The organism is Pseudomonas sp. m6p (assembly GCF_055760375.1).
The window spans coordinates 1,959,433-1,983,022 of sequence record NZ_CM147084.1; the positions used below are offsets into that span (position 1 = coordinate 1,959,433).

Here is a 23,590-nt window from a genome sequence, read left to right on the forward strand (position 1 = left end):
CAAAGGGTGGCGTAAAAAAAACCTTGCCGGTTTCCCGGCAAGGGGTACGACAGCGCGAAACTTACTCGCCCTTGATCGGTACGACTTTGTCCGCTTTAATGGCTTCAGGCTTTTTCGGCAACGAGATACTCAGCACACCTTTGCTGAAACTCGCGTCGATCTTCTCGGCGTCGACGCCTTTGGGCAGGTTGAAGACCCGCTCGAAGGAACCATAGTGACGCTCGCTCAGGTGGTAGCCCTTCCTTTTTTCTTCCTTGTCCTCTTTCTTTTCGCCCTTGATGATCAGGCTGCCGTTCGACAATTTGATCTCGATGTTCTTGTGATCCATGCCGGGTAATTCGGCGGTGATCTCGTAGCTTTTGTCCTTTTCACTGATATCCACGGCCGGCATGCCGTGACCGATCAGTTCGCGCCGCCAGAGCGGTTCGACGTCGAACAGCCCACGACCAAAGGGTGAAAGCCCCGAACCGCGGTTGAAGTCTTCGAACAGGTGATCTACCTGCTGGCGCAGTTTTTCCAGAGGGCGCCACAAGTCTGCATTCAGCGGATGCTGAAGGGATTTGTCTTTGGTATCGGTAGTGACCGGCATTTTCTTCACGGAGTTGCTCATTTTGAATTCTCCTTTGCGAATGGACGGCGGCTTACGGACATCCGAACCGGAGCGCTCACTGGTCGGCATAGATTTCGCCCTGCCACGTCAGCTTCAATGTCGGCGAGAACAGCGTGTCAGTGGTTGATAAAAGTCAATTACGGGGGGAACGGCGTTTCGCTCAGAAGCCAAATGGCAGCGTGCGGCCCAGCCCTATGCAAACGTCGGCCCGCTCTTGGGCGACGGACTGGTAGCTCCTGTCCTGGAACCAGGTTTTGCGCACCACGTCGATGTTTCCTGCGCGGTGTTGAAGGAGGGAGCGCCAATCTCACACGCCAGAAATGAAACAGCCCTGAATATTCAGGGCTGTTTTTTAGTTATTCGAAAATACTTCATCCGTTCTTGCTGTAGCCGCTGCCGACGTCTGTCAGATTCGAATAAAAGATACAGCCGATCAGCCTCGCGAACAGGCCTAACGTGTCCGCCAGATCCGGGTCGTCGAATATGACCGCCCTGGAGTCCAAGGCACACAGTGCGCCCCACAGTTGACCGTCGGGAAGAAAAATGGGCGCGCCGGCGTAGCTTTCAATCAAATATTGCTTCACTACGGGACGCGTGGAAAACCTGCCGTCGCGACTGATTTGTGGCACGAACAGCACTTGGGGGTCTCTGCGAAACTCACTGCACAGCGTGGTTTCCAGTTCCAGCGTGTCACCGGTGTGGATTCCAAGCTCGATCGGATCGTAGGCGGAACAGACAATCCATTCCGTGTCGGTGAATTTGGCGATCGCCGCAAAGCGCGTCCCGGTCATGCGTGTGACCAGTTGCAGAATATTGGTAGTGGCTTCAATTTCAGCGATAGAGGAACGTTCCTCTGCGCTTAGCAACGCTCTGTGAATGGTGTCACTGAGAGGCATGCAGTGTTCTCCGGTCATGATTGTTCGAGCTGGCAACGGCTAAACGCGTTTGAAACTTCGCGTTTGATTGCCGGCAAAACGGATTCGTTCACTTGAAGGGGTCTGATGGCTACCATAATTAAGGATCGTTTGCGTGTGGCTTGAGGCACCGTTATCGGCGGCGTAGCCTTGAACACACATTTGTTCTATGTCGCATTGAAGGCAAGGTGAGAAAGTGGAAGGCGTAGTGTTGAGCGAGAAGATGCAGCGTGAAGCTGATCGGCTGCTGGCGCAGATTGTCCGGGCAGATTCGATGATCATTGCGGTGAAGGCGGGGGCGCGTGCGGATGGCTTCGTGCTTGGGCTGGAAACCAGTGAGGTTTTGCGTGCCTGCGATGCTGAAAAGCTGTACGTCATTTTTGAAGCGGCTTTGGTGGAGCGTCTGAAAACGCTTTCACGGTCTTGAGCGGCTTGTCAGGCTTCAACTGTATTTTGCAGGCAGGTCAAGACCGGTGAGCCAAGCACCGCTGTCTGTCGAATCCAGTTGATTAGTGTTTGCGGTTTGTCTTGGTTAGTATCAAGCACGAAGCCGCCGCACCGCGAATGATTCTCTCCCGTCACCCCATTGAGGCATCCAATGCAGGCCAGTCGTGCCAATCTTGCCGATTTCGTTTATTTCCTGGCCATTGCTCGCCACCAGAGTTTCAGTCGCGCCGGGAAGGAAGTCGGTATCAGTGCTTCGGCGTTGAGCCATGCGATCAAGGGGCTTGAGTCGCGGTTGGGGGTCCGTCTGCTGAACCGAACGACGCGCAGTGTCACCTTGACCGCTGCGGGCGAGGAGCTGCACAGCGTCATCAGCAAACCCATGGATGAAATCGGTTTGGCGACGGAAGCGCTTAATCGCTTTCGCGATGAACCGATCGGACGTATTCGTCTGAATACCTTAAGCGATGCTGCCGACTTGTTACTGGGGCCCGTATTGCCGGTGCTCAATGATCGGTATCCGGAAATCCAGGTCGATCTGACGGTCACCAATCTCATCGTCGATGTGATCGGCGGCGGCCATGATGCCGGGATCCGCTATGGCGGAACGGTACCGGAAGACATGATCGCTCAGCGCTTGTCACCGGATATCCGCTGGGTGGTCGCGGGTAGCGCGGACTATCTTGAACGCTTCGGCGTTCCCCAACATCCGAACGACTTGATGCACCACCGTTGCCTGCGGATTCGGCTGGGCAATGGCGCCATGTACGATTGGGAGTTCGAGAAAGAAGGACAGCAGCTCTCCATTGCTGTCCCGGGGTGCATCACCATCGATGAAACTCGCGTCGGACTTTCACTGGCTCGTCAAGGCGCGGGCCTCATGTACGCCCCTGAGCCGGCGATGATGCCGCTGCTCGAAAGTGGTGAGGTGATCAGGGTGCTCGACGACTGGTCCAGCACAGGTTCCGGGTTTCACATGTACTATCCCAGTCACCGTCAATTGCCGGTAGGGCTGCGTCTGTTGATTGACTTGATCCGTGAACTTCAGCCCATCGGCGATTACCAGGCGTAAGCCCGTGACGCGTTGCCTGCTTCCGGCCTGATACCCGCGAGGTGTCGCGGCGGGCATCGATGCGCCCACGCCTGAGCTCGGCGCATCGTTTCAGTGTTGTGTGCCAAGCAATGCCTGGTACTGCGCGTCGGTCACCGGTTCCAGCCACTCGACGTTCTTGCCGTCCCGAGCTTCCTGAATGGCAATGTGGGTCATGCCGTTCGTGGATGTGGCGCCGTGCCAGTGCTTCACGCCCGGTGGTGTCCAGACCACATCACCCGGTTTGATGACGATCTTCTCGCCCCCGGCTTGTTGTATCCAGCCTGTGCCTGAGGTGACCACCAGCGTCTGGCCCAGAGGATGGGTATGCCAGACCGAGCGTGCGCCGGGCTGAAACGTCACTGCGCCTGCCGAAACAGTCGAGGGTGCCCGCGCTGCAAACAGTGGATCGATGCGCGCGTTGCCAACGAAGTTGCCGGGCGCCCCGGTGATGGATGCTTGTTCGCCATTTCTGACCACGCTCATAGTCTCGTCGGCAGGCAGTTCGGCAGCATGGCTTGCGAACGCAGGCATCAAGGTCATTGCCAGCATGGGTAAGGCGACACGTGTTTTCATCGGCAGATTCCTGTTGATTGAAGAAATGCGCCTCCACGCTAGTGCACCAACTTCCGCGCGACTACCGGGAAAAACCTGCATGAAACGATGAGCAGCGCTCACTAATCGTCTGTTTCATCGCACTCGGTGTTTTGTCACGGCGATCTCGCCTTTCTTCACGATTGATGAGTATTGCTCATCGGAACATCCCACTCAGGGCCGGTATTCAGCTCTCCGAGCGTCGATTACCTTGGTTACATCAAACAATGTCTGCTCAGTGCGTTATGAGGCTATTGCTCATAAACATTCTGCGCAGCTGCAAAGTGAGGAACATTCGATGAGTTTTTCGTTCGAGAACAAGGTCGCCCTGGTGACCGGCGCGGCTTCCGGTATCGGTCTGGCCACCGCGCAGGCGTTCGCACGGGCCGGCGCTGCCGTAGCGTTGGCGGATATCGATGGCGGCGCTGCACAGGCAGCGGCGCAGGCCTTGATAGCTGCAGGACATCGCGCTATCGGCATTCGCTGCGACGTGGCGGACGTCGGTCAGGTTCAAGCCATGGTCAAGGAAACGGTCGCGACATTCGGTCGTCTGGACGCTGCGTTCAACAACGCCGGTATTCAGAACCTGTTAGCTGAGACAGCCGACGCCACGGTCGAGGATTACGATCGGGTCATGTCGGTCAATTTGCGCGGCGTCTGGGCGTGTATGAAATTCGAACTCGAACATATGCGCCGCCAGGGCGGCGGAACGATCGTCAACTGCTCGTCTTTGGGCGGTCTGATCGGAGGTGCCGAGCGGGGCAACTATCACGCGGCCAAGCACGGTGTCCTCGGCCTGACCAAAAGCGCAGCGCTGGAGTATGCCGCACGCAACATCCGCGTCAATGCGGTGTGCCCTGGCTTGATCTGGACGCCGATGGCCGAGCGGATGGTCGAAGCGGGGCAGGGTGAAGCGCTGGCAGGCATGACCAAGGCTATCCCCATGGGACGTCACGGCAAGCCGGAAGAAATCGCTGACGCTGTGCTTTGGCTGAGCAGCTCGACCTCAAGCTACGTCACGGGGCAGTCCATCTCGGTGGATGGTGGTTTTGTCATGCGCTGAGGCGCGTCCACCGAAGTATCGGTAGGTCGAAACATACGGCCTGACGATCGGCCAACCGCAGGCTCTGTCGGTAATCACTTAAAGGAGTAAGCCATGCCGCCATCGAACACTTCCCGGTTAACCGCCACGCTGCTGATTGTCCTTGGCTCCTTTATCTTGCTCATCGGACTTTCGCTGCTAGCGGGTGGTTTTTATCTCGTTGCGCTGGGCGGCTCGTGGTACTTCGCCCTGGCAGGTGCAGGATTGGCCATCAGTGGTGTGTTGATGTTGCGTCGACGTCGATCCGGAGCACTGGCGTACCTGCTGGTGTTCGCCGGCTCTGTCTGCTGGTCGGTTCTGGATGTGGGGTTGACGTTCTGGCCGCTGTTTTCGCGCCTCTTCGCGCTGGCTGTCATCAGCGTACCGGTGCTGGTGGCGATCCCGTATTTGCGCAGTCGCCAGCGTGGCACACTGGCGCGGCTGGCTTGCGTGGCGGCTGCGGGCATGGTCGTGGGGCTGTGCGCAACGCTCTACGCAGCCTTGCAACCGCAACCCATTCTGACCGCCGAGAGGATGCCGGCGCCTGTACCGGGGAAAGCGGTCGGCACAGTCGAACCCACGACCGACTGGCGTTATTTCGGTCATACACCTTCAGGAACACGACATGCCGTGAGCGATCAGATAACGCCGCAGAACGTGTCGAATCTGACGCTTGCCTGGACATATCGCACAGGTGAAATACCCAAAGGTGCGCAAGGGCATGTGGTGACCCCCCTTCACGTCAATGGCGTGCTCTACGGTTGTACGCAGTCGAGCCAGTTGTTCGCCCTGGACGCGGATACCGGCAAAGAGATTTGGCATCACGACCCCAAAACCCAGGCAAACAATGTTTACCCGCGTTGCCGAGGCGTGGGCTATTACGAAGAAGCCCACGAGCTGGCCGCCTCAAACAACGCTGTTGCAGCGCAGCCCTGTTTGCGGCGAATCATCGCGACCACGGTTGACGCACGGTTGATTGCAGTAGACGCGCAGACTGGCCAGGCGTGCAGCGATTTTGGTCAGCATGGCAGCGTAAGCCTGCGTATCGGCGTGGGCGATACAGATCAGGATTTGTACTTTCCGACGGCCGCACCGACGGTTGTGCGTGATCTGGTAGTGGTCGGTGGGCTGGTGTGGGACAACCAGAAAACAGGTGAACCGTCTGGCGTGGTCCGCGCCTTCAATGTGCGCTCGGGGGCATTGGTGTGGGCCTGGGATCTGGGCAATCCGGCGATTACCCGCGAGCCTCCCGAGGGGCAGACTTACACCGCAGGTACGCCGAATGTCTGGTCGACACCGGCCTTTGACGATGCGCTTGGACTCATCTACTTGCCCACCGGCAATGCCACTCCGGATTTTTGGGGCGGTCATCGCTCCGAGGCCGATGATCGCTACTCGTCTTCCGTCGTCGCACTCGACATCGCGACTGGCCTCGAGCGCTGGCGCTTCCAGACGGTTCACCACGATCTCTGGGATTACGATGTACCTTCGCAACCAGCGCTTTACGATGTTCCTGATGGCCATGGAGGAATGCTCCCGGCACTGATTCAGACCACCAAGCGTGGCCAGATCTTCATGCTTGACCGGCGTAACGGAAAGCCAATTGCGACAGTCGAAGAACACCCTGTTCCTCAAGGTGGTGTGGCGGATGAGCGAATTTCTGCGACTCAACCCTATTCGACCGGAATGCCCGCCATCGGCACTGAGCCGCTCAGCGAAAAGCGCATGTGGGGGCTTACGCCGCTGGACCAATTGATATGCCGGATCGACTTTCGCAAGGCTAGATATGAAGGTGAGTTCACGCCGCCGAGCGAGCACCTGACGCTCCAGTACCCAAGCTGGTTGGGCGGCATGAACTGGGGATCGGTGTCCATTGCGGAAAACCTCGGCTACATGATCGTCAATGACACCCGGGTAGCCATCTGGAACCGAATGATCCCCCGTGCCGCTTATGACGCGAAAATCCTTAGTGGCGGCGGCCATGAAGGGAACGCTCCGCAGGCGGGGACACCGTGGGGTATCGAGCAAGGCCGCTTCCTGTCGCCGTTGGGTATTCCGTGCCAGGAGCCGCCTTTCGGCACCATCAGTGCAATCGACCTGGCGACTCGAAAGGTGGCTTGGTCGATGCCCTTGGGGACCACCGAGCAAACGGGTCCGCTGGGCATTGCCACGCACTTGCCGATGCCGATTGGCATGCCCACTCGGGGCGGTCCGGTGACTACATCAAGCGGCCTGGTGTTCATGGCCGGCACTCAGGACTTTTACCTCCGTGCCCTTGATGTTCGCACCGGCAAAGAACTGTGGAAGGGCCGTCTGCCTGTCGGAGCCGAAGCGACTCCAATGACTTATGTTTCCCCATACACCGGCAGACAATTTTTGGTCATCAGTGCCGGCGGTAACTCGGCGACGACGCAAAAGGGGGACTATGTGATGGCCTTTGCGTTACCTGAGCACGGCGTGCAGTAACTCCGCATGCCTGCTTACGGAAAGCACAAGCACGACTCAATTGATGAAAGGCGCGCCACTGACTGGACAACGCCTGCGCGTGAGGGGATTGACAGATCTTCCGAACAGAAATGATTGATGCAGCCACCGGAAGTTGTGTCTGCTGCGCGGACTCACTGTGGTACGACACGCAGAAAAAAGCCCGCGAGAGAGGCGGGCTTCAAGGGGCGGGCTTCAGAGGCAGTCGGACTTGCCTATCTGAAAATTGACGATCGGTGAACGGGTTGAATCTTTGTAGAGGAGGTCAATGGAAAGACCCGATTTCACGAACTGTCCCAAACCTTTTTCATTACAGAATGCAGAAGCTGCAATCGCTCTTGCATCCTTGGTGAACTCATCAGAATCGATTTCGTCTTTGGTAACTTTTGTGAGTGTGTAAGAGATACGCATGACCTCATCGCTGTAGGTCACAGAATCGACGCGAGTTGAGTCATCAGATACTTTTCCGGACTGCACACTCATGATGAGCGCGAGCCCTTTGAGTTGGCGCTCCCGCTCCTGCTTTTTCTCTTCCTGGCCAGATTTTGCGTGCCACACCTGTACCAGGATAAAGAGCAAAGTCATTGCCGAAAAAAATAGGATGATTCCGCGATTCTGTTTCAATTGAGAGTACCGTAGCAAAAGGCCATTACTTATTTGAGCATGTTGATCGCACCATCTCAAGTTGGAGAAGTTTCATCATTGATGAACCAGAAATCTCGACGGCATCGATCCGCTGAGAGATTGCGCTAGTCAGTCATGACAGGCAGGAAACAGTCAGAAGCGGACATCGGGAAACCGACCGCTACCGGCCAGAAGCGGTCTTTGGGAACGACGCTTTAACATGTTGAAATCGCACCAGGTTAATGATCAGGTTGCCCTTCGTGACAGGCGGGTTTCGGCCAGGAGCGGTCATCCTCGGCCGTCAGCTTTCGGCTGTCACTCCTGACCCTCCACATTCGGCCAGAATCTGACATCGCCGGCGCAACCCTACATGTCTATGAAAAGGGCAGTGGGGCAGCCATTCGTCAGCAGGACGAACAGCCGCTTCTTGACAGGCAAGTTATCTGGGCAAATACTCGCGGCAAGATTCATATAGATGACTAGATAACAAGGTGAATAAAGTCGATGAATTCTTTATCCAGTGATGCCCGACTCCCGCTGTACCAACGCCTGCGTGACCAATTGGCTGAGCAGATCGCCAATAATCGCTGGCGTCCGGGGGAGGCGATCCCTACTGAAGCGGCGCTGTCTGCTGAATACCAACTGTCCACCGGCACGGTGCGCAAGGCGATTGATGCGTTGGTCAGTGAGGGCATTCTGGAGCGTCAGCAAGGGCGAGGGACGTTCATTCGCCGGGCGCAGTTTCAATCCTCATTGTTCCGTTTCTTCCGATTCCAAACTGTTTCCGGTGAGCGCCAGGTCCCGGAGAGTCGCATCCTCTCGATCGAGCCCGTTGCCGCACCTTCGGCCGTAGCGCAAGCACTGGGGTTGCCCGCCGATGCGCCGGTCATTCGTATTGTCCGTGTGCGTCTGCTCGATGTTAAGCCGGTGCTCGCCGAAGAAATCTGGTTGCCCCGCCAGCGGTTTCAGGCGCTGCTGGAGATCGACCTCAGTCGCGAAGGGCCGCTGCTGTATCCGATCTACGAAGAAGTGTGCGGACAGGTTGTTGCATCGGCCGAAGAAACGCTGACCGCTGAATCGGTGAATGACGTGCATGCCCGATTGCTCCAGGTAGCGGTCAACAGTCCGGTGATCGTGATCGAGCGTCTGGCCCGCGACTACGCGGGTAGCCCGCTGGAGTGGCGTCGCTCGCGCGGCCACGCGGAGCACTTCCGCTACAGCGTGGATATTCGCTGACGCTTGCCTGTGTAGCGGAGCGTTCTGCGGCGGCTAGATCGCCGCCCGATTTCTGTTTGTTTGCCAAAGCTGACCCTGTCGCGGTGCGGTTGGCTGTCGGCTGCCTTGCGTAACACCTATAAGGATAAGAATCATGTTCAGCTGGTATCGCCAAGTCACTCCTCGGGAGCGCAAAACGTTTTGGGCCTGCTTCGGCGGATGGTCGCTCGACGCGTTGGAAGTACAAATGTTCGGTCTGGCGATTCCGGCGCTGATCGCCGCTTTCTCGCTGACAAAGGGCGATGCAGGATTGATCAGCGGCGTTACCCTCGTCACCTCGGCACTCGGTGGCTGGGTGGGTGGGACGTTGTCTGACCGCTATGGCCGTGTGCGCACGTTGCAGTTGATGATTGTGTGGTTCTCGTTCTTCACCTTTCTCTCGGCCTTCGTCACGGGCTTCAATCAGCTGTTGGTGGTCAAGGCGCTGCAGGGTTTCGGGATTGGCGGGGAGTGGGCGGCCGGTGCGGTGCTGATGGCCGAGACGATCAATCCGCACTATCGCGGCAAGGTCATGGGCACTGTGCAAAGTGCCTGGGCGGTGGGTTGGGGCCTGGCGGTCGGGGTGTTCACGCTGATCTATACCTGGGTGCCACAGGACATGGCCTGGCGTGTGATGTTCCTTGTCGGGTTGCTGCCGTCGTTCCTGATCATCTGGGTACGTCGTAACGTTGAGGAGCCGGACAGCTTCCAGCGTCTGCAAAAAGACAACGCCATCCCACAGAGTTTCTTCAAGTCGCTCGCCGGCATTTTTCGCCCGGAACTGATTCGCGTGACCCTGTTTGGCGGGCTGCTGGGACTGGGCGCGCACGGTGGCTATCACGCGGTAATGACCTGGTTGCCGACCTTCCTCAAGACCGAGCGCAATCTCTCTGTGCTGAACTCGGGCGCGTATCTGGCGGTGATCATCTTCGCCTTCTGGTGTGGTTGTGTGGCCAGCGGCTATTTGATCGATCGCATTGGCCGTCGTAAAAACATTGTGCTGTTTGCCTTGTGCTGCGTGGTCACGGTGCAGTGCTACGTATTTTTGCCGCTGACCAATACGCAGATGCTGTTCCTGGGGTTCCCGTTGGGGTTCTTTGCCGCCGGTATTCCGGCCAGTCTGGGAGCGCTCTTCAACGAACTTTACCCTGCCGATGTACGTGGCGCCGGCGTTGGCTTTTGCTACAACTTTGGCCGGGTGCTGTCCGCTGTATTTCCATTCCTGGTCGGGCACATGAGTGACTCCATGTCGCTGGGTTCGGCGATTGGTATCGATGCCGGGATCGCCTACGGCGTGGCGGTGTTTGCCGCACTGTGCCTGCCTGAAACCCGGGGCAGGGACCTCGAAGCCAATGCCACCTCCGTTTCGGCCGGTATCAACGGCAATCAACGCGCTCGGGCGTGATGATCCTAACCTTCAGTAGATAAAACCCATGTCAGATACCCGCTCCAAGTCGATCACCGGCATCGACTCCCATGCCCATGTGTTCAGCCGTGATCTGCATCTGATCGGTGCACGGCGCTACACCCCTGAGTACGACGCCACGCTTGGCCAGTACCTTGAGCATTTGCAAACGCATGGTCTGAGTCACGGTGTATTGGTGCAACCCAGTTTCCTTGGCACCGACAATAGCTACCTGTTGGCAGCGTTGAAGCGAGCGCCGCAGCAGTTGCGCGGTGTGGTGGTGCTGGAGCCAAGCGTCAGTCGTTCCACCTTGAATGACATGGCTCGACTGGGCGTGGTCGGCGTGCGCTTGAACCTGATCGGCAAGGCGTTACCGGATTTTCGTGACAGTGCCTGGCAAGGGTTTTTCAGCGATATCGCTGATCTCGACTGGCATGTCGAGTTGCACCGGGAAGTCAGGGATCTGCCGGGCCTGATCCAGCAATTGACGCCGTTCGGCGTGAAGTTGGTGATCGATCACTTTGGGCGGCCGGACGCGAATGCGGGTCTCGATCAGCCCGGGTTTGGCGAGTTGCTTGAGGCCGGATCTAAAAGTCCGATCTGGATCAAGGTATCGGGAATCTATCGTTTGGGAGGTACGCCACAACAGAACATTGATTTCGCTCGAAGGGCATTACCGTTGCTGGAACAAAGCTTCGGCCTGCATCACTTGGTATGGGGCAGTGACTGGCCGCATACGCAGCATGAGCAAAGCATCGGTTTCGCCACCGTCGTCGACCAGTTGCAAGCCTTGGAACTTTCGGCGCAAGCCAGCGACTCGCTGCTGGTGCAAGCGCCTCGAAGGTTATTCGGTTTTTAGAAAGTCGAACGCTGAAACTCAGCCGTTGCAGATGCCATTCATTTCACCCACACACACAAGAATTTGGGCACCAGCCCAACCGAGAACCTTTCATGACTCCCTTAGATATAGATCTGTTACTGACCGCATTGATCAGCGTCCTGGTGCTGGTAGCGCTGATCGTCTCGCGCCTCAAAATGCACCCGCTGCTGGCTTTGCTGGTAGTTTCCGTCGGCGTAGGCTTTGCAACCGGAATGGAGCCAGATGGCATCGTCTCCCACTTGGTCACCGGCGCCGGCAAGACACTGGGGGCAGTGGGGGTGGTCATCGCGCTGGGGGCGATGCTCGGCAAAATTCTTGCTGACGCCGGCGTCACCGAGCAGATTGCTGCGGTCATCCTCAAGCGCACAACGGATCGGATGATTCCGTGGGCGATGATGATGGTCGCGTTTGTGATTGGCATTCCGATGTTTTTCGAGGTCGGCCTGGTGATCATGCTGCCGCTGATCTTCAGCGTCGCGCGCAAGCTGGAAGGTCAGGCGCGCTTCAAGGGTTCAGCGTATGTCTATGTGGGCGTTCCGGTGATTGCCGCACTGGCCGCCATGCACGGCATGGTTCCGCCGCACCCTGGCCCGTTGACGGCCATCGCCGCGCTGAAAACCTCGGTCGGGCCGACCATGCTCTATGGTTTCCTGGCGGCTATCCCGGCCATGATTTTAGGCGGCCCACTGTATGGCGCATTCATTTCCCCGCGCATGAGCACTCGGCCCGATCAGGTGTTGCTGGATCAGTTCACCCTGGCTGAAAAAACCGACGATAAACCAAGCCCCAGCGTATACCTTGGCGTGCTGGCAGCCTTGCTGCCGGCGATCCTGATGCTGATCCATGCCGTCGCCGAGATGGTATTGGCCAAGGACAATGCGCTGCTGAAAATGGCCGGTTTCCTCGGCAATCCGCTGATAGCGATGCTGCTGGGCGTGCTGTTCGCCGGGGCCAGTCTGGTACTCGCGCGCGGCGGCGATGCGGGGCAATTGCGAGAGTCGCTGGGCAAGAGCCTCAAGCCAATCGCCTCGATCATCATGATCATCGCCGGCGGCGGTGCCTTTCAGGAACTGCTGACCAGCGCCAAGGTGGGCGATGCGATTGTGCACCTGACTCAGCAGTCGGCGTTCCCTCCGCTGATCCTCGGTTGGTTGATCGCCATGTTGCTTTCGGTGTCTACCGGTTCCGCCACGGTAGGTATCGTGGGGGCTGCCGGTTTGCTCGCGCCGCTGGCCGGTGCTGATCCCAGCCTCAACCTGCCGCTGCTGGCCTTGTCCATTGGCTGCGGCTCGTTGTTCTTCAACTACGCCAACCATGCAGGTTTCTGGATGGTGAAGGAATCCTTTGGCATGACGATGGGCGAAGCCACCAAGACTATTTCGGTGGTGCAATCGATCGTCGCCGTGGTTGGTTTGATTGTGGTGTTGCTGTTGAACGTGGTCGTGTAATGACCTGAGGCGGCGTCCAATCAGGACGCCGCCATCTGTGAAACCCCTTATTGGCCGTCGATCAGGCGCGGCAGTTGCAGCGGATTGGACTCGCCCAGTGCCTCACCGACCGGTTGAATCCACAGTCGAAAGTTGCCTGTCGAAGACAGCCACATCTCCCATCATTTCAAGGTCGAACAAGTGATGTCGGAAGACGACGGGCGAGCGGTGGACGGTCCGGCCTTCGAGGATCTTCGCGGCCACCAATATCAACCAGGCCTCAATCTTGCGGCGGATGAAGCGCTTCATGCCGCCACCTGCGTCGGCTGTTCTTGGCGCAGCGCCTGGTCACTGCGGCGAACTCCAGACCTGACTGCCGAGCAGTACTCCTTGCGCGCCTGGGTGAGCTTTCTGTGTAGGGACTCATAGGCATACATGGCGAGCCGAAAGTTTGGGATCGCGACTGGAAGGAGGTGTGGAATTTCCTGCGTGAAGCTATTTCAGAAGTGGATGTTCAGGCGTTGCAGTCTGTGTGGCAGGTCATCTTTGATGAAAATTCTGAAGATGCGGCATAAAGGTATTTCTATGTTGGGATTTGTAAGGTAGTTTTCCCATAGTGCACAAGTAACGCGAAACGCACATAGACATTCAAGCCCGGCCAATCGCCGGTTTTTTGCTGAGGTGATATGGATACTGCCGGCCACGAGCTCGACCAAATCTACTTCGTGACACTTTACCTTCCCGGTTTCTTTTCGTTTGTATTAGTCATCGCCTTAGCAGTGCTTCGGAGGCAGTTTCTCGTCATACCGCAATGGAAAGCTTTTGCGCTTTTTACGATAGGGTTGCTGATGATCGGCGGTGCGTTACCAGTATGGCGGGCACTCTTTCCTGAGCCATGCCTCTACTATCCTTTTAAGCCATTGAGCCCTTGTTGGATGGAGCCATCAGCAGCATTTCAGATGGGACTATTTGGCGGGGTTGTCGGTGCGCTAATAGCGCTGGTAGTACTCAAGGTTTCGCGAGTAGCCGCCAGGAAAATAAGTAGTGTCAGGTAACAGAAAGCCCGCCCAGTGCGGTTTTTTTGTAGCCAGGGCAGCACTCGGGAATGGCTGGACGTCGATAGCCGAATAGTGCGACGTACGGAATCAACACCGGCAGCCCGCGTACCCTCCTCAAACTTGCTTTCGGGGTGGGGCGAGATTTAAAGCTGGAGACGCTGAGCATGAATCCTGCTCGGCGCCTCCTAGATCATTTTTGGATCAGAGTGCCGAATTGGTATCGAGCATTGCCTTTTTCGCAGCCTCGAAGTTTTCTGAAGAGAACTTGACGACGTCGCCGCCCTCAATCACTACGGTTGCTGGGCCGCCGAGGATTGCATTAGCCAAGAAGGCTTTTCCTTTTTCAGTCTCCGGAGACAGAACTCTTTTCCCACCGAGGCAGGCTTGAACGAACTTCACATTGGTTCCGTTTATTTGAAAAGGGCCTGCGGGTCTAGGATTAGAGTTTTCCCCTTTTTCACAAAATGCCCCCGACAAGTCCACCAAATTCATGACCACGTGTTCGCCTTCAAACAAGCTTGCCATCGCAAGCAACGGTTGCTCTCCGGCCGGGTCGAGAACGTACATCGTTGAGGTGAACTGCCGCCACTCGTTTGCTTGGGCGGTAAAAGACAGGGCAGATGCAAGTGCAAAGGCGAAGAGCTTGCGCATTTATAACTCCATTCTTGAAAGCATTGGTTGTTTCCGGCGCTTTCCAAAGCGCTCGATCAGCAGTGGGCTGATGGCGACGTAATATTACACGTGCTCTACAGATTGGTCATAAGTTAAGTCGTCCGAGTGTAGGCAGGCCAAAGACTGCTATAGATTTCAGTTGATTTTCGATTTTTTTCGTGCAAAGACTGTCGCGAAGACGAGTTTTTCGTGTTAAGGAAGTCAACGAGCCTCGGCATTTGCCGGGGCTTTTTCGTTTCCGGCTCCCCACACCCATTTTTCCGAGCTAGCCTATGTGCGTGAAATTTCTCAGTAACGCTGCTCATTTTTGCATTCGCGGCGGCACGCTCCTATTTTTTATAGGGGCTACCATGAAAATCCTGTGGGCATGCGTTCTGGCGTTGTTGGTCACCGGCTGTTCTAACCATCATCCGATAGGCTCAATCAGGTCGGGGCCTTGATTCCGGACGTTCCCCACGGCCCGGTCAACCTTGAACCACTCGAACGCCTCTGTCGGTTCACCTTGGTGCAGCGCCATCTGTTCGGCGCGTTCTTTCGGCGTGGCCGGGTCCAACCATTCCCGGGCGAGTTTTCGTTGATCTTGAAGAGCAGGGAAGGGAGCAGGTCGGAGTTGGGCATTTTGGTTTCCTTGGCAGCCAAGGCATCAGCGTAGCACCGTGTTACATGAAGAGTGTTTTAACGATTGGCAGGACGCCGGAGAGGGGAGAAATCGGTCGGAGTTATGGAACCCGCCCACAAAAGTTATGGAACACATATCGAAAGGCAGAATTTTTCGTAAACGCCAGAAACGACAAAGCCCTGAATAATCAGGGCTTTGTCGTACATAAGATGGCGGAGGCGATGGGATTCGAACTCATGGACCTGTTACAGTCGACGGTTTTCAAGACCGTTGCCTTAAACCACTCGGCCACACCTCCGTTTGCGTTGCGGGCGCCATAATACCTGAATGAAACACACTGTCAAACTCTGTGCATGGCTTGTTACAGAGCGTCTGTTATGATCTTTGCCACTGAACGTTTCAAACCAACAGGAGTGTCGCCATGCGCGAACAGGATTACGCAGTTCACAACAGCGTGCAGGCTGAGCAGCTAGAGGTTAGCCGCGTCCTGCGCAACACATACGGCTTGCTGGCGCTCACCCTCGCATTCAGCGGTGTGATGGCGTTTGTGGCGCAGCAGATGCGTGTCGGCTACCCGAACATTTTCGTGGTGCTGATCGGCTTCTACGGGCTGTTCTTCCTCACCAACAAACTCCGTGATTCGGCATGGGGCCTGGTGTCCGCCTTTGCGCTGACCGGTTTCATGGGCTTCCTGCTCGGCCCGATCCTCAACCGTTACCTGGGCATGCAGGGCGGCGCTGAAGTGGTCAGTTCGGCATTCGCGATGACCGCACTGGTGTTCGGTGGTCTGTCGGCCTATGTGCTGATCACCCGCAAGGACATGAGCTTCCTCGGTGGTTTCATCACCGCCGGTTTCTTCGTGTTGCTGGGTGCCACTCTGGCAAGCATGTTCTTCCAGATCAGCGGCCTGCAACTGGCGATCAGCGCCGGTTTCGTGCTGTTCTCGTCGGTCTGCATTCTGTTCCAGACCAGCGCGATCATCCACGGTGGCGAGCGTAACTACATCATGGCGACCATCAGCCTGTATGTATCGATCTACAACCTGTTCATCAGCTTGTTGCAGATCTTCGGCATCATGAGCCGCGACGACTGATCGCTGGCCTGAAACAACAAAAAACCCGCATCGGCGGGTTTTTTGTTGTCTGCGAAAAGCAGATCAGTTGATCACGATGCTGCCATCAGCCTGTTGCTTGTAAATGGTGTAGGGCAGCAGAAATGTATCCAGCACACCCGAAACCGCGGCATCTACCACCAGGCCAAAAGAAGCATTGTTGTAATTGAACGCGTCGACATCATCCGGTTTTTCGGCGTGCAGCATGCAAAAGTCGTAGGTTGCACCGCTGTAAACGCGCGGAACGGCGCCGCAATAGGTTTTCTTGGTTTTCAGCTGGTCCACGGAAAACTTGTCGTTGAACGCAACCGTTTGCACCGTCCCGCACCCGGTGAGCAATACTGCCGACAGCATCAATGCCTGAAATTTCATTACCGCCAATCCTTCGCCGGAAAAATCCCAATCTACGCCGAACACGCGCAAAAAGCACTCACGCCATCGGCGGTAACCGGCGCTTGACTGGCGTCTTCTTGACGATCGCAGTGTTGGTTTCGGCCAGTGTGTTGAGGCGGTCGAGCAGGGTGTCGAGCTGTTCCATCGAGCGCACGTGCAGGCGGGCGATGAAGCAGTCCTCCCCGGTGACTTTGTCGCACTCGGTGAATTCCGGAATCGACAGGATCTGTCGTTCCACTTCCTGCAATTGCCCCGGTAACGGTCGCACCCGAACGATGGCCTGCAGTTGATAGCCGAAGCATTTCGGGTCGATCTCAACCGTATAGCCCTTGAGCACGCCGCGCTCCTCCAGGCGACGCAGGCGCTCGGCCACGCTGGGCGACGACAGGCCGCTGATCTGCGCCAGTGCCTTGAGCGAGCGGCGTGAGTCTTCCATCAAGGCGCTGATGAGGATCTGGTCGATATCGTCGGTCATGGCGCAACTCCGGCATTAGGCATTGACGGGAAACCACCCGCGATAAAAAAGGCAGAAACCGAGTTTAGCCTGCTTTTTGCGCTGGAGGCGCAGGGAGCCGGCTTGGCATACTTTGCCCACGCTTTCGTCAAAACGTTTAGGGAGATCGATGATGGACAACTCAATCCGCCGTGGTTCATTGGAAATGACCGCCGCCATGCTGATTTCCGGGACCATTGGCTGGTTCGTGCTGGTCTCCGGGCAGCCGGTGCTGGACGTGGTGTTCTGGCGTTGCGTGTTCGGCGCTGGCACCTTGCTGCTGATCTGTGCCGCGTTCGGCTTCCTGCGTCCGGGCATTCTGACCCGCACCACGTTCCTGCTCGCGGTGCTCAGCGGGGTGGCGATTGTCGGCAACTGGGTGTTGTTGTTCGGCTCGTATTCCCGTGCCTCTATCGCCATCGGCACGGCGGTCTACAACGTACAACCGTTCATGCTGGTTGGCTTGGCGGCACTGTTTCTCGGCGAGAAAATCACCTTGCAGAAGCTGTTCTGGCTAGCGATTTCCTTTCTCGGCATGCTGGCGATCGTCAGCGCCCACGGCGGGCAGGGCGAGAGCGGTCACGAATATCTGCTGGGGATCGCGCTGGCGCTGGGCGCGGCGTTGCTTTACGCGATCGCGGCGCTGATCATCAAGCGCCTGACCGGCACGCCGCCGCATCTGATCGCGCTGATCCAGGTCTGCACCGGAGTGCTGTTGCTCGCGCCGTTCGCGCACTTCAATGGCCTGCCGCAAACCAACGAAGCCTGGGCCAGTCTGGTGACGCTGGGCATCGTCCACACCGGCCTGATGTACGTGTTGCTGTACGGCGCGATCCAGAAACTGCCGACCGCCCTGACCGGCGCACTGTCGTTCATCTACCCGATTGCGGCGATCTTCGTCGACTGGTTTGCCTTCGGCCATCGCCTGCAAATCCTGCAATGGGTCGGCGTGGCGGCGATTCTGCTGGCCGCCGCCGGGATGCAACAGGGCTGGGGCTTGAAAGCCCGGCGCCAGCTCAGATCGGTTTGAGCAGATCCTTGAACAGGCCTTTAAGCTGCTGATTGCCGGCATCCACCAGATGGTTGTCGTCAAAGTACAGCGGGACGCCGTCCATGGAGCCCATGCAGTGGCCATCGGGGCACAGGTACGGCGTCGGGTCGATTACCGTCGCGTTGCAGCGGCTGGCCGCAGCTTCGATGGTCGCGATGGCGATGCGATTGCGTTTCTCGTAAGCCTGTAACGGCAGGGAAATGTCCGAGGTTTGCCGGAACAACCGCTGATTAAGATTTAAACCCTTGTAGACGCTGAAAGGCATTTCCGGGATCGGTTTGACGATATACACCGGATGGTTTTCAGCGATCGAGCAGACCGTGCTGACGTACTCTTCGGTATAGGCTTCGGCAAACGCGTTCTGGCGCTCGGGAAAGGAAATCCGATAGCTGTTATCCCGCCCTGAATCCGCGTACAGCGCCGCGCGGCTGAACAGCACCACCGGGATCCCGGCATAGCCGGCCTTCAGTTGTTGCAGCTTTTCCTGATTGAAGCCTCGACATTGGCTTTCGACGGTTTTGTCGTGCATGGCGAAGTGGGCCAAGGTCGGGCAACCGCCCCGTGACCAGGACAGCGCTGCGTTAGGGTTGTCCATCTGCACCGCCGCTGCGGTGGATTGCGCATGACTGTCGCCGTACAAAATCACCGACACATCCCCCGTGCCCAGTTTGCAATCCGCCGCCGCATAGGCATTCGGGTAGCACTCCTGCGGATACAGCTTGCTGGTGTATTCCGGCTGACCAAATTCGACCAGTGCCGGGCGCCAGTCGGGATGCTGCTTTACCAGCGACGACGTCGTTGCAGACACGGCCACCACCGCTACCGTCAGCGACGCGAACTTGATCACTGTTCGAGTAGCGCTCGTACCTTTCTTCACCTTCGATTCCACCAGGTAGAAGGACAGGGTGCCGAGGACGAACGAGGCGATGATTGCGCCGATCACGTGCGGCCAACTGCTCAAAAGCCCGCACAGGTAAAGCAGCACCACCAGCGGCCAATGCCACAGGTACATCGAGTAGGAAATGCTCCCGACAAATTGCAGCGCAGGATTGCTGCTGAACACCGACCGGGTATTGCCGTGAATCACCAACATCGTCCCCAGCACCGGCACCAGTGCCAGGTAGCCCGGCCACAGGTCCGCTGCCGAAAAAACCAGCACGCTGACGGCAATCGCCAGCAGGCCGAATCCTTCGCAAATTGCGCCGCCGCGCTGGCTCAATCGTAGCGGAAACAAAAAAACCAGGCCGCCAGCGATCATTTCCCAGGCACGGGCGGGCAGCATGTAGAAGGCGAACGTCGGGTTGACGGGGGGCACGACGATGGACGCCAGCAGCGAAATCAGCGCCACGGCCAGCAAGGCAAAGCGGGTTTTATCGGTGCCGAAGAACCGGTGCAGCCCCATGATCAGCACGGGATAAAGCAGGTAGAACTGCCATTCGACCGACAGTGACCAGGTATGCAACAACCAGTTTTCATGCAGTGGCGCGGCAAAATAATTGCCGCTTTCGGCGAAACTGAAGTTCGAACTGAATAGCAGACTGCTCTTGATCGTGCGGATGGTTTCGCGCAAGTCGTCCAGCGGCAGGTACAGGTAACCGAAGACCAGCAGCGTAACGCACAGGATCAGCAGGGCAGGAATAATGCGGCGAGCGCGGGAGGCGTAGAAACCGAGGAGGGAAAAGTTCTGTTGTTGCACGCGATTGACGATGATGCCGGTCATCAGGAAGCCGGAGATGACGAAGAACACGTCTACGCCGACGAACCCGCCCTCGAACCCTGGCACCTTGAAATGAAACAGCACGACCGACAGCACGGCCAGTGCCCGCAGGGCGTTGATACTCTTCCTGAATTGCATTTATGCGTCCATGTCACATCCGTTGTGGGCGCATTGTAGTGATGGTGTCCGCTTTGTTACACGGATTTTTCCGCTGGCTCAGATGTTCCAGCGCGGCGCCGTCATCGCCAGACGCTGGCGCAGTTCGCCGATGTTTGCGGCCAGTTGCCGGGTCAGCAAACGGTAACCGTCCAGCGTACTGTAGACCGGCGTGTCGAGACTGGCGTCCGGCAACTCCAGCGGGCGCTCCAGGCGCTGAGTAGCGCCGGACTTCAAGGCCCGTGCCATGCCGATCAGTTGCACGCGGATCACCCGGTGCTCGGCCCGCAGCGCTGACTGCAGGTGCGCCATGGCGTCGGGGTCGTTGGCATCCGGGCGGGTGTTGCCGAGGATCTCCAGCGTGCTGACGCACATGCGCAGGTTGCGTTGAATCGCGTCCAGTTCGGTCATGGAGATTTTCACTTCCTTGGACACCGAAGGCATCAGTGAGCGCAATTGCACCATCACCGTGGTCACCCGGCCCATCAGCTTCAGATGTTCATCGGCGCTGACCGGTTGACCGCTGATGATTCGCCCGTACAAGGTGGCGCAATCGCGCAGGGCATCGGCCAGGTTGTAGCGCCACGAATACACCGCGTACAGCGGCAGGGCGAAGGAAAAGGCGAGGGCCAGGGCGATGCCGATCAGGATGTCGACCCCGCGCCACAAGCCGTCGGTGATCGGGTTGTCGCCATGTCCGGCGACAATGAACACCGTGATCGCCGACAGCAGGGCGGTGTAACCGCCCTTGCCGATGGCGTGATAGGAGAAAAATCCGCAGACCACCGCCATGGCAAAGTACGTCAGCCATGGCAGGCCCAGCCATGCCTGTTGCGCCACCAGCACCAGTCCGACGCCGGCACCGATCAGGGTGCCGGTGGCGCGTTCGGCGGCTTTTTTGCCGATGTTGCCGTGGTGCTGCAGGCCACCAATCACCACCAGCATGGTCACCGACGCCCACTCGCCGTGGGGCAGGTTGATGCCGGTGGTCAGCAGGATAGTTGCCAGCAGACCCAGCGCTACCCGCACCGCGTGAATCAGTCGGGCGTGCTGGTAGCGGCGATACGGGTCCAGCAACGGACGCAGGATTCGCCGCAGCAGCGGTGGCAGTCGGTGGGTGCTGAAGGTGCTCAGTGCAAAGTCCTCGTCAGAAGATGTAATCGGTGGTCAGGAAGCTCGAATCGCGGCCGCGAATGATTTCGCTGATCAGGTCCTTGTTGCTGTCCTGGAACTTGGTCGCCACCAGTGTGCGAATCGAAAACACCCGCAGTGCATCGTGTACCGACAGCGTGCCTTCGGCGGAGTTCTTGCGCCCGTTGAACGGGTAAGTGTCCGGGCCGCGCTGGCACTGGGCGTTGAGGTTGATCCGCCCGACCTGGTTGGCGAAGGTGTCGACCAGTCGGCCGATCGCCACCGGGTTGGTGCCGAACAGGCTCAGTTGCTGGCCGAAGTCCGATTCCAGCACGTAATCGATCACGGTATCGAGGTGGCGGTACGGCACGATCGGCACCACCGGACCGAATTGTTCTTCGTTGTACACGCGCATCTGCGGCGTCACCGGGTACAGCACGGCGGGGTAGAAGAACGACTCGCGACTGGCGCCGCCATTCGGGTTGACCACTTGTGCGCCCTTGCTCTGCGCGTCAGCCACCAAACCGTGCAGGTAGTCGACCTTGCCCGATTCCGGCAGCGGTGTCAGTGCCACGCCGCTGTCCCACGGCATGCCTGGCTTGAGCGTGGCAAGTTTGGCGTTGAATTTTTCGATGAAGGCGTCGACCACGTCCTCATGCACAAACAGGATCTTCAGCGCAGTGCAGCGCTGGCCGTTGAACGACAGCGAACCGGTGACCGCCTCGCTGACTGCGTTGTCCAGATCGACTTCCGGCAGGACGATGCCCGGATTCTTCGCATCCAGACCCAGCGCGGCGCGCAAACGGTGTGGTTTCGGGTGCAGTTTTTTCAGGTCGCTGGCGGCCTTGTTGGTGCCGATGAAGGCGAAGATATCGATCTTGCCGCTGGCCATCAGCGCGCTGACGGTCTCGCGGCCGCTGCCGTAGATCACGTTGATCACGCCGGTGGGGAAGCTGTCGCGGAACGCTTCGAGCAACGGGCGGATCAGCAGCACGCCGAGCTTGGCCGGTTTGAACACCACGGTGTTGCCCATGATCAGCGCCGGGATCAGCGTGGTGAACGTTTCGTTCAGCGGATAGTTGTAAGGGCCCATGCACAGCGCGACACCGAGCGGCACGCGACGAATCTGGCCGAGAGTGTCCTGTTCCAGTTCGAACCGGCTGGAGCGGCGGTCGAGTTCTTTGAGTGCGTTGATGGTGTCGACGATGTAGTCGCAGGTGCGGTCGAACTCTTTTTCCGAGTCCTTGAGGTTCTTGCCGATCTCCCACATCAGCAATTTGACCACGGCTTCGCGCTGCTGGCGCATACGCCCGAGGAACGCTTCGACGTGCTGAATGCGTTCGGCCACGCGCATGGTCGGCCACAGGCCCTGACCGCGATCGTAGGCACGCACGGCGGCATCAAGGGCGGTGAGGGCGGTGTCGGCATCCAGCAGCGGGGTGCTGCCGAGAATCACTTGTTCATCGCCGTTCTCGCCGTGCAGGTACACCGGGCTGCGCACCGTGGCGAGCGGGCCGTCCCAGCGCCGCAGTTGGCCATCGACGAGATATTCGCGTTGCTCGACCTGACCGTCGAGGCGGTATTTTTCCGGGATGTCGCTGACAGAAGGGAACAGGTTGCCAAGGATGTTTGCTGTGGTCATGTCGCTACCCCGTATTGATGTCCGTATGCAGATCAAAAAGTCTGTACAGGTTATACGCCTGAATACGCGGGAATTTAAACCCGCGAATGTCACGCGAATGTCACGCAGAGAGGCGGAACAGAGCGGGATGCTCACCCCAATCTCTGTAGGAGCTGCCGCAGGCTGCGATCTTTTGACTTTGCTTTTGAAGGTCAAGATCAAAAGATCGCAGCCTGCGGCAGCTCCTACAGAGGGCATCGGTGTGTCCCCGGATGGCCCCCTCGTTGTCCCGCAATGCCCTCAACCCGCTGCCGTGCCTGCCTTAAGGTGTGATCACAACAAAAAGCGCTACCCAGGCGAGGATCGTTATGCGGGTAATCCCACTCACTTTATTGCTGGCGCTGTCTGTCACCCTGTGCGGCTGCGGCGAAAAAGCTGCACCGCCGGCGACCACTCACAACGCCACGCCCTCCGACCCGGCACTGGCGCAGATCTACGCCAACAGCTGCCAGCTGTGCCACGCCAACCCGGCCGCCAACGCGCCGCTGACCGGCGACCGCAAAGCTTGGGAACCGCGCCTGCGACAGGGCGCCGACACCCTGCTTGATCACGCCATCAACGGTTACAACGGCATGCCGCCGATGGGCCAGTGCGTCGAGTGTTCGGAAGAACAATTCCTGCAACTGATCGGCTTCATGGCCGATCAGCCCCTCCCACAATAAGGGCGCGCGCATGAGCATGGATCTGACACGCCGTCAGTT

Annotated in this window: 22 protein-coding genes, 1 tRNA gene and 1 pseudogene; 11 read left to right on the forward strand and 13 right to left on the reverse strand. The window is 58.0% G+C overall.

Features of this window, described 5'->3' with window-relative positions; all coding sequences use genetic code 11:
- Positions 1 to 61 precede the first annotated feature (61 nt).
- Both ACYZUM_RS08900 and ACYZUM_RS08905 read right to left on the reverse strand, forming a co-directional pair.
- Positions 62 to 610, reverse strand: a complete 549-nt coding sequence (locus ACYZUM_RS08900; RefSeq protein WP_095666713.1) for an Hsp20/alpha crystallin family protein — start codon at positions 608 to 610, stop codon at positions 62 to 64.
- A 371-nt stretch (positions 611 to 981) separates the two neighbouring features.
- Entirely contained in the window at positions 982 to 1,506 is a 525-nt protein-coding gene (locus tag ACYZUM_RS08905; protein WP_047294079.1) for a GAF domain-containing protein, read from the reverse strand.
- 214 nt (positions 1,507 to 1,720) lie between these two features.
- Between ACYZUM_RS08905 and ACYZUM_RS08910 the strand changes: the two genes are divergently transcribed.
- Both ACYZUM_RS08910 and ACYZUM_RS08915 read left to right on the forward strand, forming a co-directional pair.
- A complete protein-coding gene (locus ACYZUM_RS08910) occupies positions 1,721 to 1,951 on the forward strand; it encodes a hypothetical protein (RefSeq protein WP_108182558.1) in 231 nt (76 codons plus the stop codon).
- Positions 1,952 to 2,122: 171 nt separating this feature from the next.
- Complete coding sequence (locus tag ACYZUM_RS08915) at positions 2,123 to 3,040, forward strand: LysR family transcriptional regulator (RefSeq protein WP_086791012.1); 918 nt, start codon at positions 2,123 to 2,125, stop codon at positions 3,038 to 3,040.
- A gap of 90 nt (positions 3,041 to 3,130) precedes the next feature.
- Here the strand turns inward: ACYZUM_RS08915 and ACYZUM_RS08920 are convergent, their stop codons facing one another.
- Positions 3,131 to 3,592: a (R)-mandelonitrile lyase gene (locus tag ACYZUM_RS08920; protein ID WP_373557820.1), complete on the reverse strand. Its 462-nt coding sequence runs from the start codon at positions 3,590 to 3,592 to the stop codon at positions 3,131 to 3,133.
- A gap of 358 nt (positions 3,593 to 3,950) precedes the next feature.
- On the opposite strand from ACYZUM_RS08920, the gene ACYZUM_RS08925 reads away from it, so the two are divergent.
- Entirely contained in the window at positions 3,951 to 4,715 is a 765-nt protein-coding gene (locus ACYZUM_RS08925; protein WP_086791013.1) for a glucose 1-dehydrogenase, read from the forward strand.
- Between the two features lie 93 nt (positions 4,716 to 4,808).
- Complete coding sequence (locus tag ACYZUM_RS08930) at positions 4,809 to 7,199, forward strand: membrane-bound PQQ-dependent dehydrogenase, glucose/quinate/shikimate family (RefSeq protein ID WP_108182559.1); 2,391 nt, start codon at positions 4,809 to 4,811, stop codon at positions 7,197 to 7,199.
- A 213-nt stretch (positions 7,200 to 7,412) separates the two neighbouring features.
- Here ACYZUM_RS08930 and ACYZUM_RS08935 read toward each other — a convergent pair whose 3' ends face one another.
- Positions 7,413 to 7,841 (reverse strand): hypothetical protein, encoded by a 429-nt coding sequence (locus tag ACYZUM_RS08935; protein WP_232966822.1) that lies wholly within the window; start codon positions 7,839 to 7,841, stop codon positions 7,413 to 7,415.
- A 504-nt stretch (positions 7,842 to 8,345) separates the two neighbouring features.
- Between ACYZUM_RS08935 and ACYZUM_RS08940 the strand changes: the two genes are divergently transcribed.
- The 4 genes from ACYZUM_RS08940 (at position 8,346) to ACYZUM_RS08955 (ending at position 12,828) form a co-directional block, all read left to right on the forward strand.
- Positions 8,346 to 9,077: a GntR family transcriptional regulator gene (locus ACYZUM_RS08940; RefSeq protein WP_047294081.1), complete on the forward strand. Its 732-nt coding sequence runs from the start codon at positions 8,346 to 8,348 to the stop codon at positions 9,075 to 9,077.
- A gap of 133 nt (positions 9,078 to 9,210) precedes the next feature.
- Positions 9,211 to 10,500, forward strand: a complete 1,290-nt coding sequence (locus tag ACYZUM_RS08945; RefSeq protein ID WP_108182561.1) for an MFS transporter — start codon at positions 9,211 to 9,213, stop codon at positions 10,498 to 10,500.
- 28 nt (positions 10,501 to 10,528) lie between these two features.
- Complete coding sequence (locus ACYZUM_RS08950; RefSeq protein WP_108182562.1) at positions 10,529 to 11,359, forward strand: amidohydrolase family protein; 831 nt, start codon at positions 10,529 to 10,531, stop codon at positions 11,357 to 11,359.
- A 92-nt stretch (positions 11,360 to 11,451) separates the two neighbouring features.
- Positions 11,452 to 12,828, forward strand: coding sequence for a GntP family permease (locus tag ACYZUM_RS08955; RefSeq protein ID WP_108182563.1), 1,377 nt, complete (start codon positions 11,452 to 11,454; stop codon positions 12,826 to 12,828).
- 102 nt (positions 12,829 to 12,930) lie between these two features.
- Here ACYZUM_RS08955 and ACYZUM_RS08960 read toward each other — a convergent pair whose 3' ends face one another.
- The 4 genes and pseudogenes from ACYZUM_RS08960 to ACYZUM_RS08975 form a co-directional block, all read right to left on the reverse strand.
- Entirely contained in the window at positions 12,931 to 13,116 is a 186-nt protein-coding gene (locus ACYZUM_RS08960) for a hypothetical protein (protein WP_108182564.1), read from the reverse strand.
- Positions 13,117 to 14,066: 950 nt separating this feature from the next.
- Entirely contained in the window at positions 14,067 to 14,516 is a 450-nt protein-coding gene (locus tag ACYZUM_RS08965; RefSeq protein ID WP_041072612.1) for a hypothetical protein, read from the reverse strand.
- 427 nt (positions 14,517 to 14,943) lie between these two features.
- Positions 14,944 to 15,105: pseudogene (locus ACYZUM_RS08970) on the reverse strand (DUF159 family protein); the annotation flags it as partial.
- A gap of 261 nt (positions 15,106 to 15,366) precedes the next feature.
- Positions 15,367 to 15,454: transfer RNA gene (locus tag ACYZUM_RS08975), tRNA-Ser, on the reverse strand.
- 123 nt (positions 15,455 to 15,577) lie between these two features.
- Here ACYZUM_RS08975 and ACYZUM_RS08980 point away from each other — a divergent pair.
- Complete coding sequence (locus ACYZUM_RS08980; RefSeq protein WP_027613775.1) at positions 15,578 to 16,249, forward strand: Bax inhibitor-1/YccA family protein; 672 nt, start codon at positions 15,578 to 15,580, stop codon at positions 16,247 to 16,249.
- A gap of 63 nt (positions 16,250 to 16,312) precedes the next feature.
- Here the strand turns inward: ACYZUM_RS08980 and ACYZUM_RS08985 are convergent, their stop codons facing one another.
- Positions 16,313 to 16,639, reverse strand: a complete 327-nt coding sequence (locus ACYZUM_RS08985) for a YceK/YidQ family lipoprotein (RefSeq protein ID WP_108182565.1) — start codon at positions 16,637 to 16,639, stop codon at positions 16,313 to 16,315.
- Between the two features lie 58 nt (positions 16,640 to 16,697).
- Positions 16,698 to 17,135: an Lrp/AsnC family transcriptional regulator gene (locus tag ACYZUM_RS08990; protein WP_007915449.1), complete on the reverse strand. Its 438-nt coding sequence runs from the start codon at positions 17,133 to 17,135 to the stop codon at positions 16,698 to 16,700.
- Between the two features lie 151 nt (positions 17,136 to 17,286).
- Between ACYZUM_RS08990 and ACYZUM_RS08995 the strand changes: the two genes are divergently transcribed.
- A complete protein-coding gene (locus tag ACYZUM_RS08995; RefSeq protein ID WP_108182566.1) occupies positions 17,287 to 18,183 on the forward strand; it encodes a DMT family transporter in 897 nt (298 codons plus the stop codon).
- On the opposite strand, the gene ACYZUM_RS09000 is transcribed toward ACYZUM_RS08995, so the two are convergent.
- From ACYZUM_RS09000 to ACYZUM_RS09010, 3 genes are all read right to left on the reverse strand, one after another.
- Positions 18,170 to 20,059: an acyltransferase family protein gene (locus ACYZUM_RS09000; RefSeq protein WP_108182567.1), complete on the reverse strand. Its 1,890-nt coding sequence runs from the start codon at positions 20,057 to 20,059 to the stop codon at positions 18,170 to 18,172. The two genes, ACYZUM_RS08995 and ACYZUM_RS09000, sit on opposite strands and share 14 nt — an antisense overlap.
- Before the next feature lie 78 nt (positions 20,060 to 20,137).
- A complete protein-coding gene (locus ACYZUM_RS09005) occupies positions 20,138 to 21,178 on the reverse strand; it encodes an FUSC family protein (RefSeq protein WP_473061356.1) in 1,041 nt (346 codons plus the stop codon).
- 46 nt (positions 21,179 to 21,224) lie between these two features.
- Positions 21,225 to 22,850: an NADP-dependent glyceraldehyde-3-phosphate dehydrogenase gene (locus ACYZUM_RS09010; protein ID WP_041072629.1), complete on the reverse strand. Its 1,626-nt coding sequence runs from the start codon at positions 22,848 to 22,850 to the stop codon at positions 21,225 to 21,227.
- Positions 22,851 to 23,197: 347 nt separating this feature from the next.
- Between ACYZUM_RS09010 and ACYZUM_RS09015 the strand changes: the two genes are divergently transcribed.
- On the forward strand, positions 23,198 to 23,551 hold the full coding sequence (locus tag ACYZUM_RS09015; protein ID WP_108182569.1) for a c-type cytochrome: 354 nt from the start codon (positions 23,198 to 23,200) through the stop codon (positions 23,549 to 23,551).
- The last annotated feature ends 39 nt before the right edge of the window (positions 23,552 to 23,590 follow it).

Bases quoted from the DNA above. Each gene is read 5' to 3' on its own strand.
- ACYZUM_RS08900 (WP_095666713.1), bottom strand. From the start codon at position 610: ATGAGCAACTCCGTGAAGAAAATGCCGGTCACTACCGATACCAAAGAC.
- ACYZUM_RS08905 (WP_047294079.1), bottom strand. From the start codon at position 1,506: ATGCCTCTCAGTGACACCATTCACAGAGCGTTGCTAAGCGCAGAGGAA.
- ACYZUM_RS08915 (WP_086791012.1), top strand. From the start codon at position 2,123: ATGCAGGCCAGTCGTGCCAATCTTGCCGATTTCGTTTATTTCCTGGCC.
- ACYZUM_RS08920 (WP_373557820.1), bottom strand. From the start codon at position 3,592: ATGCCTGCGTTCGCAAGCCATGCTGCCGAACTGCCTGCCGACGAGACT.
- ACYZUM_RS08925 (WP_086791013.1), top strand. From the start codon at position 3,951: ATGAGTTTTTCGTTCGAGAACAAGGTCGCCCTGGTGACCGGCGCGGCT.
- ACYZUM_RS08930 (WP_108182559.1), top strand. From the start codon at position 4,809: ATGCCGCCATCGAACACTTCCCGGTTAACCGCCACGCTGCTGATTGTC.
- ACYZUM_RS08940 (WP_047294081.1), top strand. From the start codon at position 8,346: ATGAATTCTTTATCCAGTGATGCCCGACTCCCGCTGTACCAACGCCTG.
- ACYZUM_RS08945 (WP_108182561.1), top strand. From the start codon at position 9,211: ATGTTCAGCTGGTATCGCCAAGTCACTCCTCGGGAGCGCAAAACGTTT.
- ACYZUM_RS08950 (WP_108182562.1), top strand. From the start codon at position 10,529: ATGTCAGATACCCGCTCCAAGTCGATCACCGGCATCGACTCCCATGCC.
- ACYZUM_RS08955 (WP_108182563.1), top strand. From the start codon at position 11,452: ATGACTCCCTTAGATATAGATCTGTTACTGACCGCATTGATCAGCGTC.
- ACYZUM_RS08960 (WP_108182564.1), bottom strand. From the start codon at position 13,116: ATGAAGCGCTTCATCCGCCGCAAGATTGAGGCCTGGTTGATATTGGTG.
- ACYZUM_RS08965 (WP_041072612.1), bottom strand. From the start codon at position 14,516: ATGCGCAAGCTCTTCGCCTTTGCACTTGCATCTGCCCTGTCTTTTACC.
- ACYZUM_RS08980 (WP_027613775.1), top strand. From the start codon at position 15,578: ATGCGCGAACAGGATTACGCAGTTCACAACAGCGTGCAGGCTGAGCAG.
- ACYZUM_RS08985 (WP_108182565.1), bottom strand. From the start codon at position 16,639: ATGAAATTTCAGGCATTGATGCTGTCGGCAGTATTGCTCACCGGGTGC.
- ACYZUM_RS08990 (WP_007915449.1), bottom strand. From the start codon at position 17,135: ATGACCGACGATATCGACCAGATCCTCATCAGCGCCTTGATGGAAGAC.
- ACYZUM_RS08995 (WP_108182566.1), top strand. From the start codon at position 17,287: ATGGACAACTCAATCCGCCGTGGTTCATTGGAAATGACCGCCGCCATG.
- ACYZUM_RS09000 (WP_108182567.1), bottom strand. From the start codon at position 20,059: ATGCAATTCAGGAAGAGTATCAACGCCCTGCGGGCACTGGCCGTGCTG.
- ACYZUM_RS09010 (WP_041072629.1), bottom strand. From the start codon at position 22,850: ATGACCACAGCAAACATCCTTGGCAACCTGTTCCCTTCTGTCAGCGAC.
- ACYZUM_RS09015 (WP_108182569.1), top strand. From the start codon at position 23,198: ATGCGGGTAATCCCACTCACTTTATTGCTGGCGCTGTCTGTCACCCTG.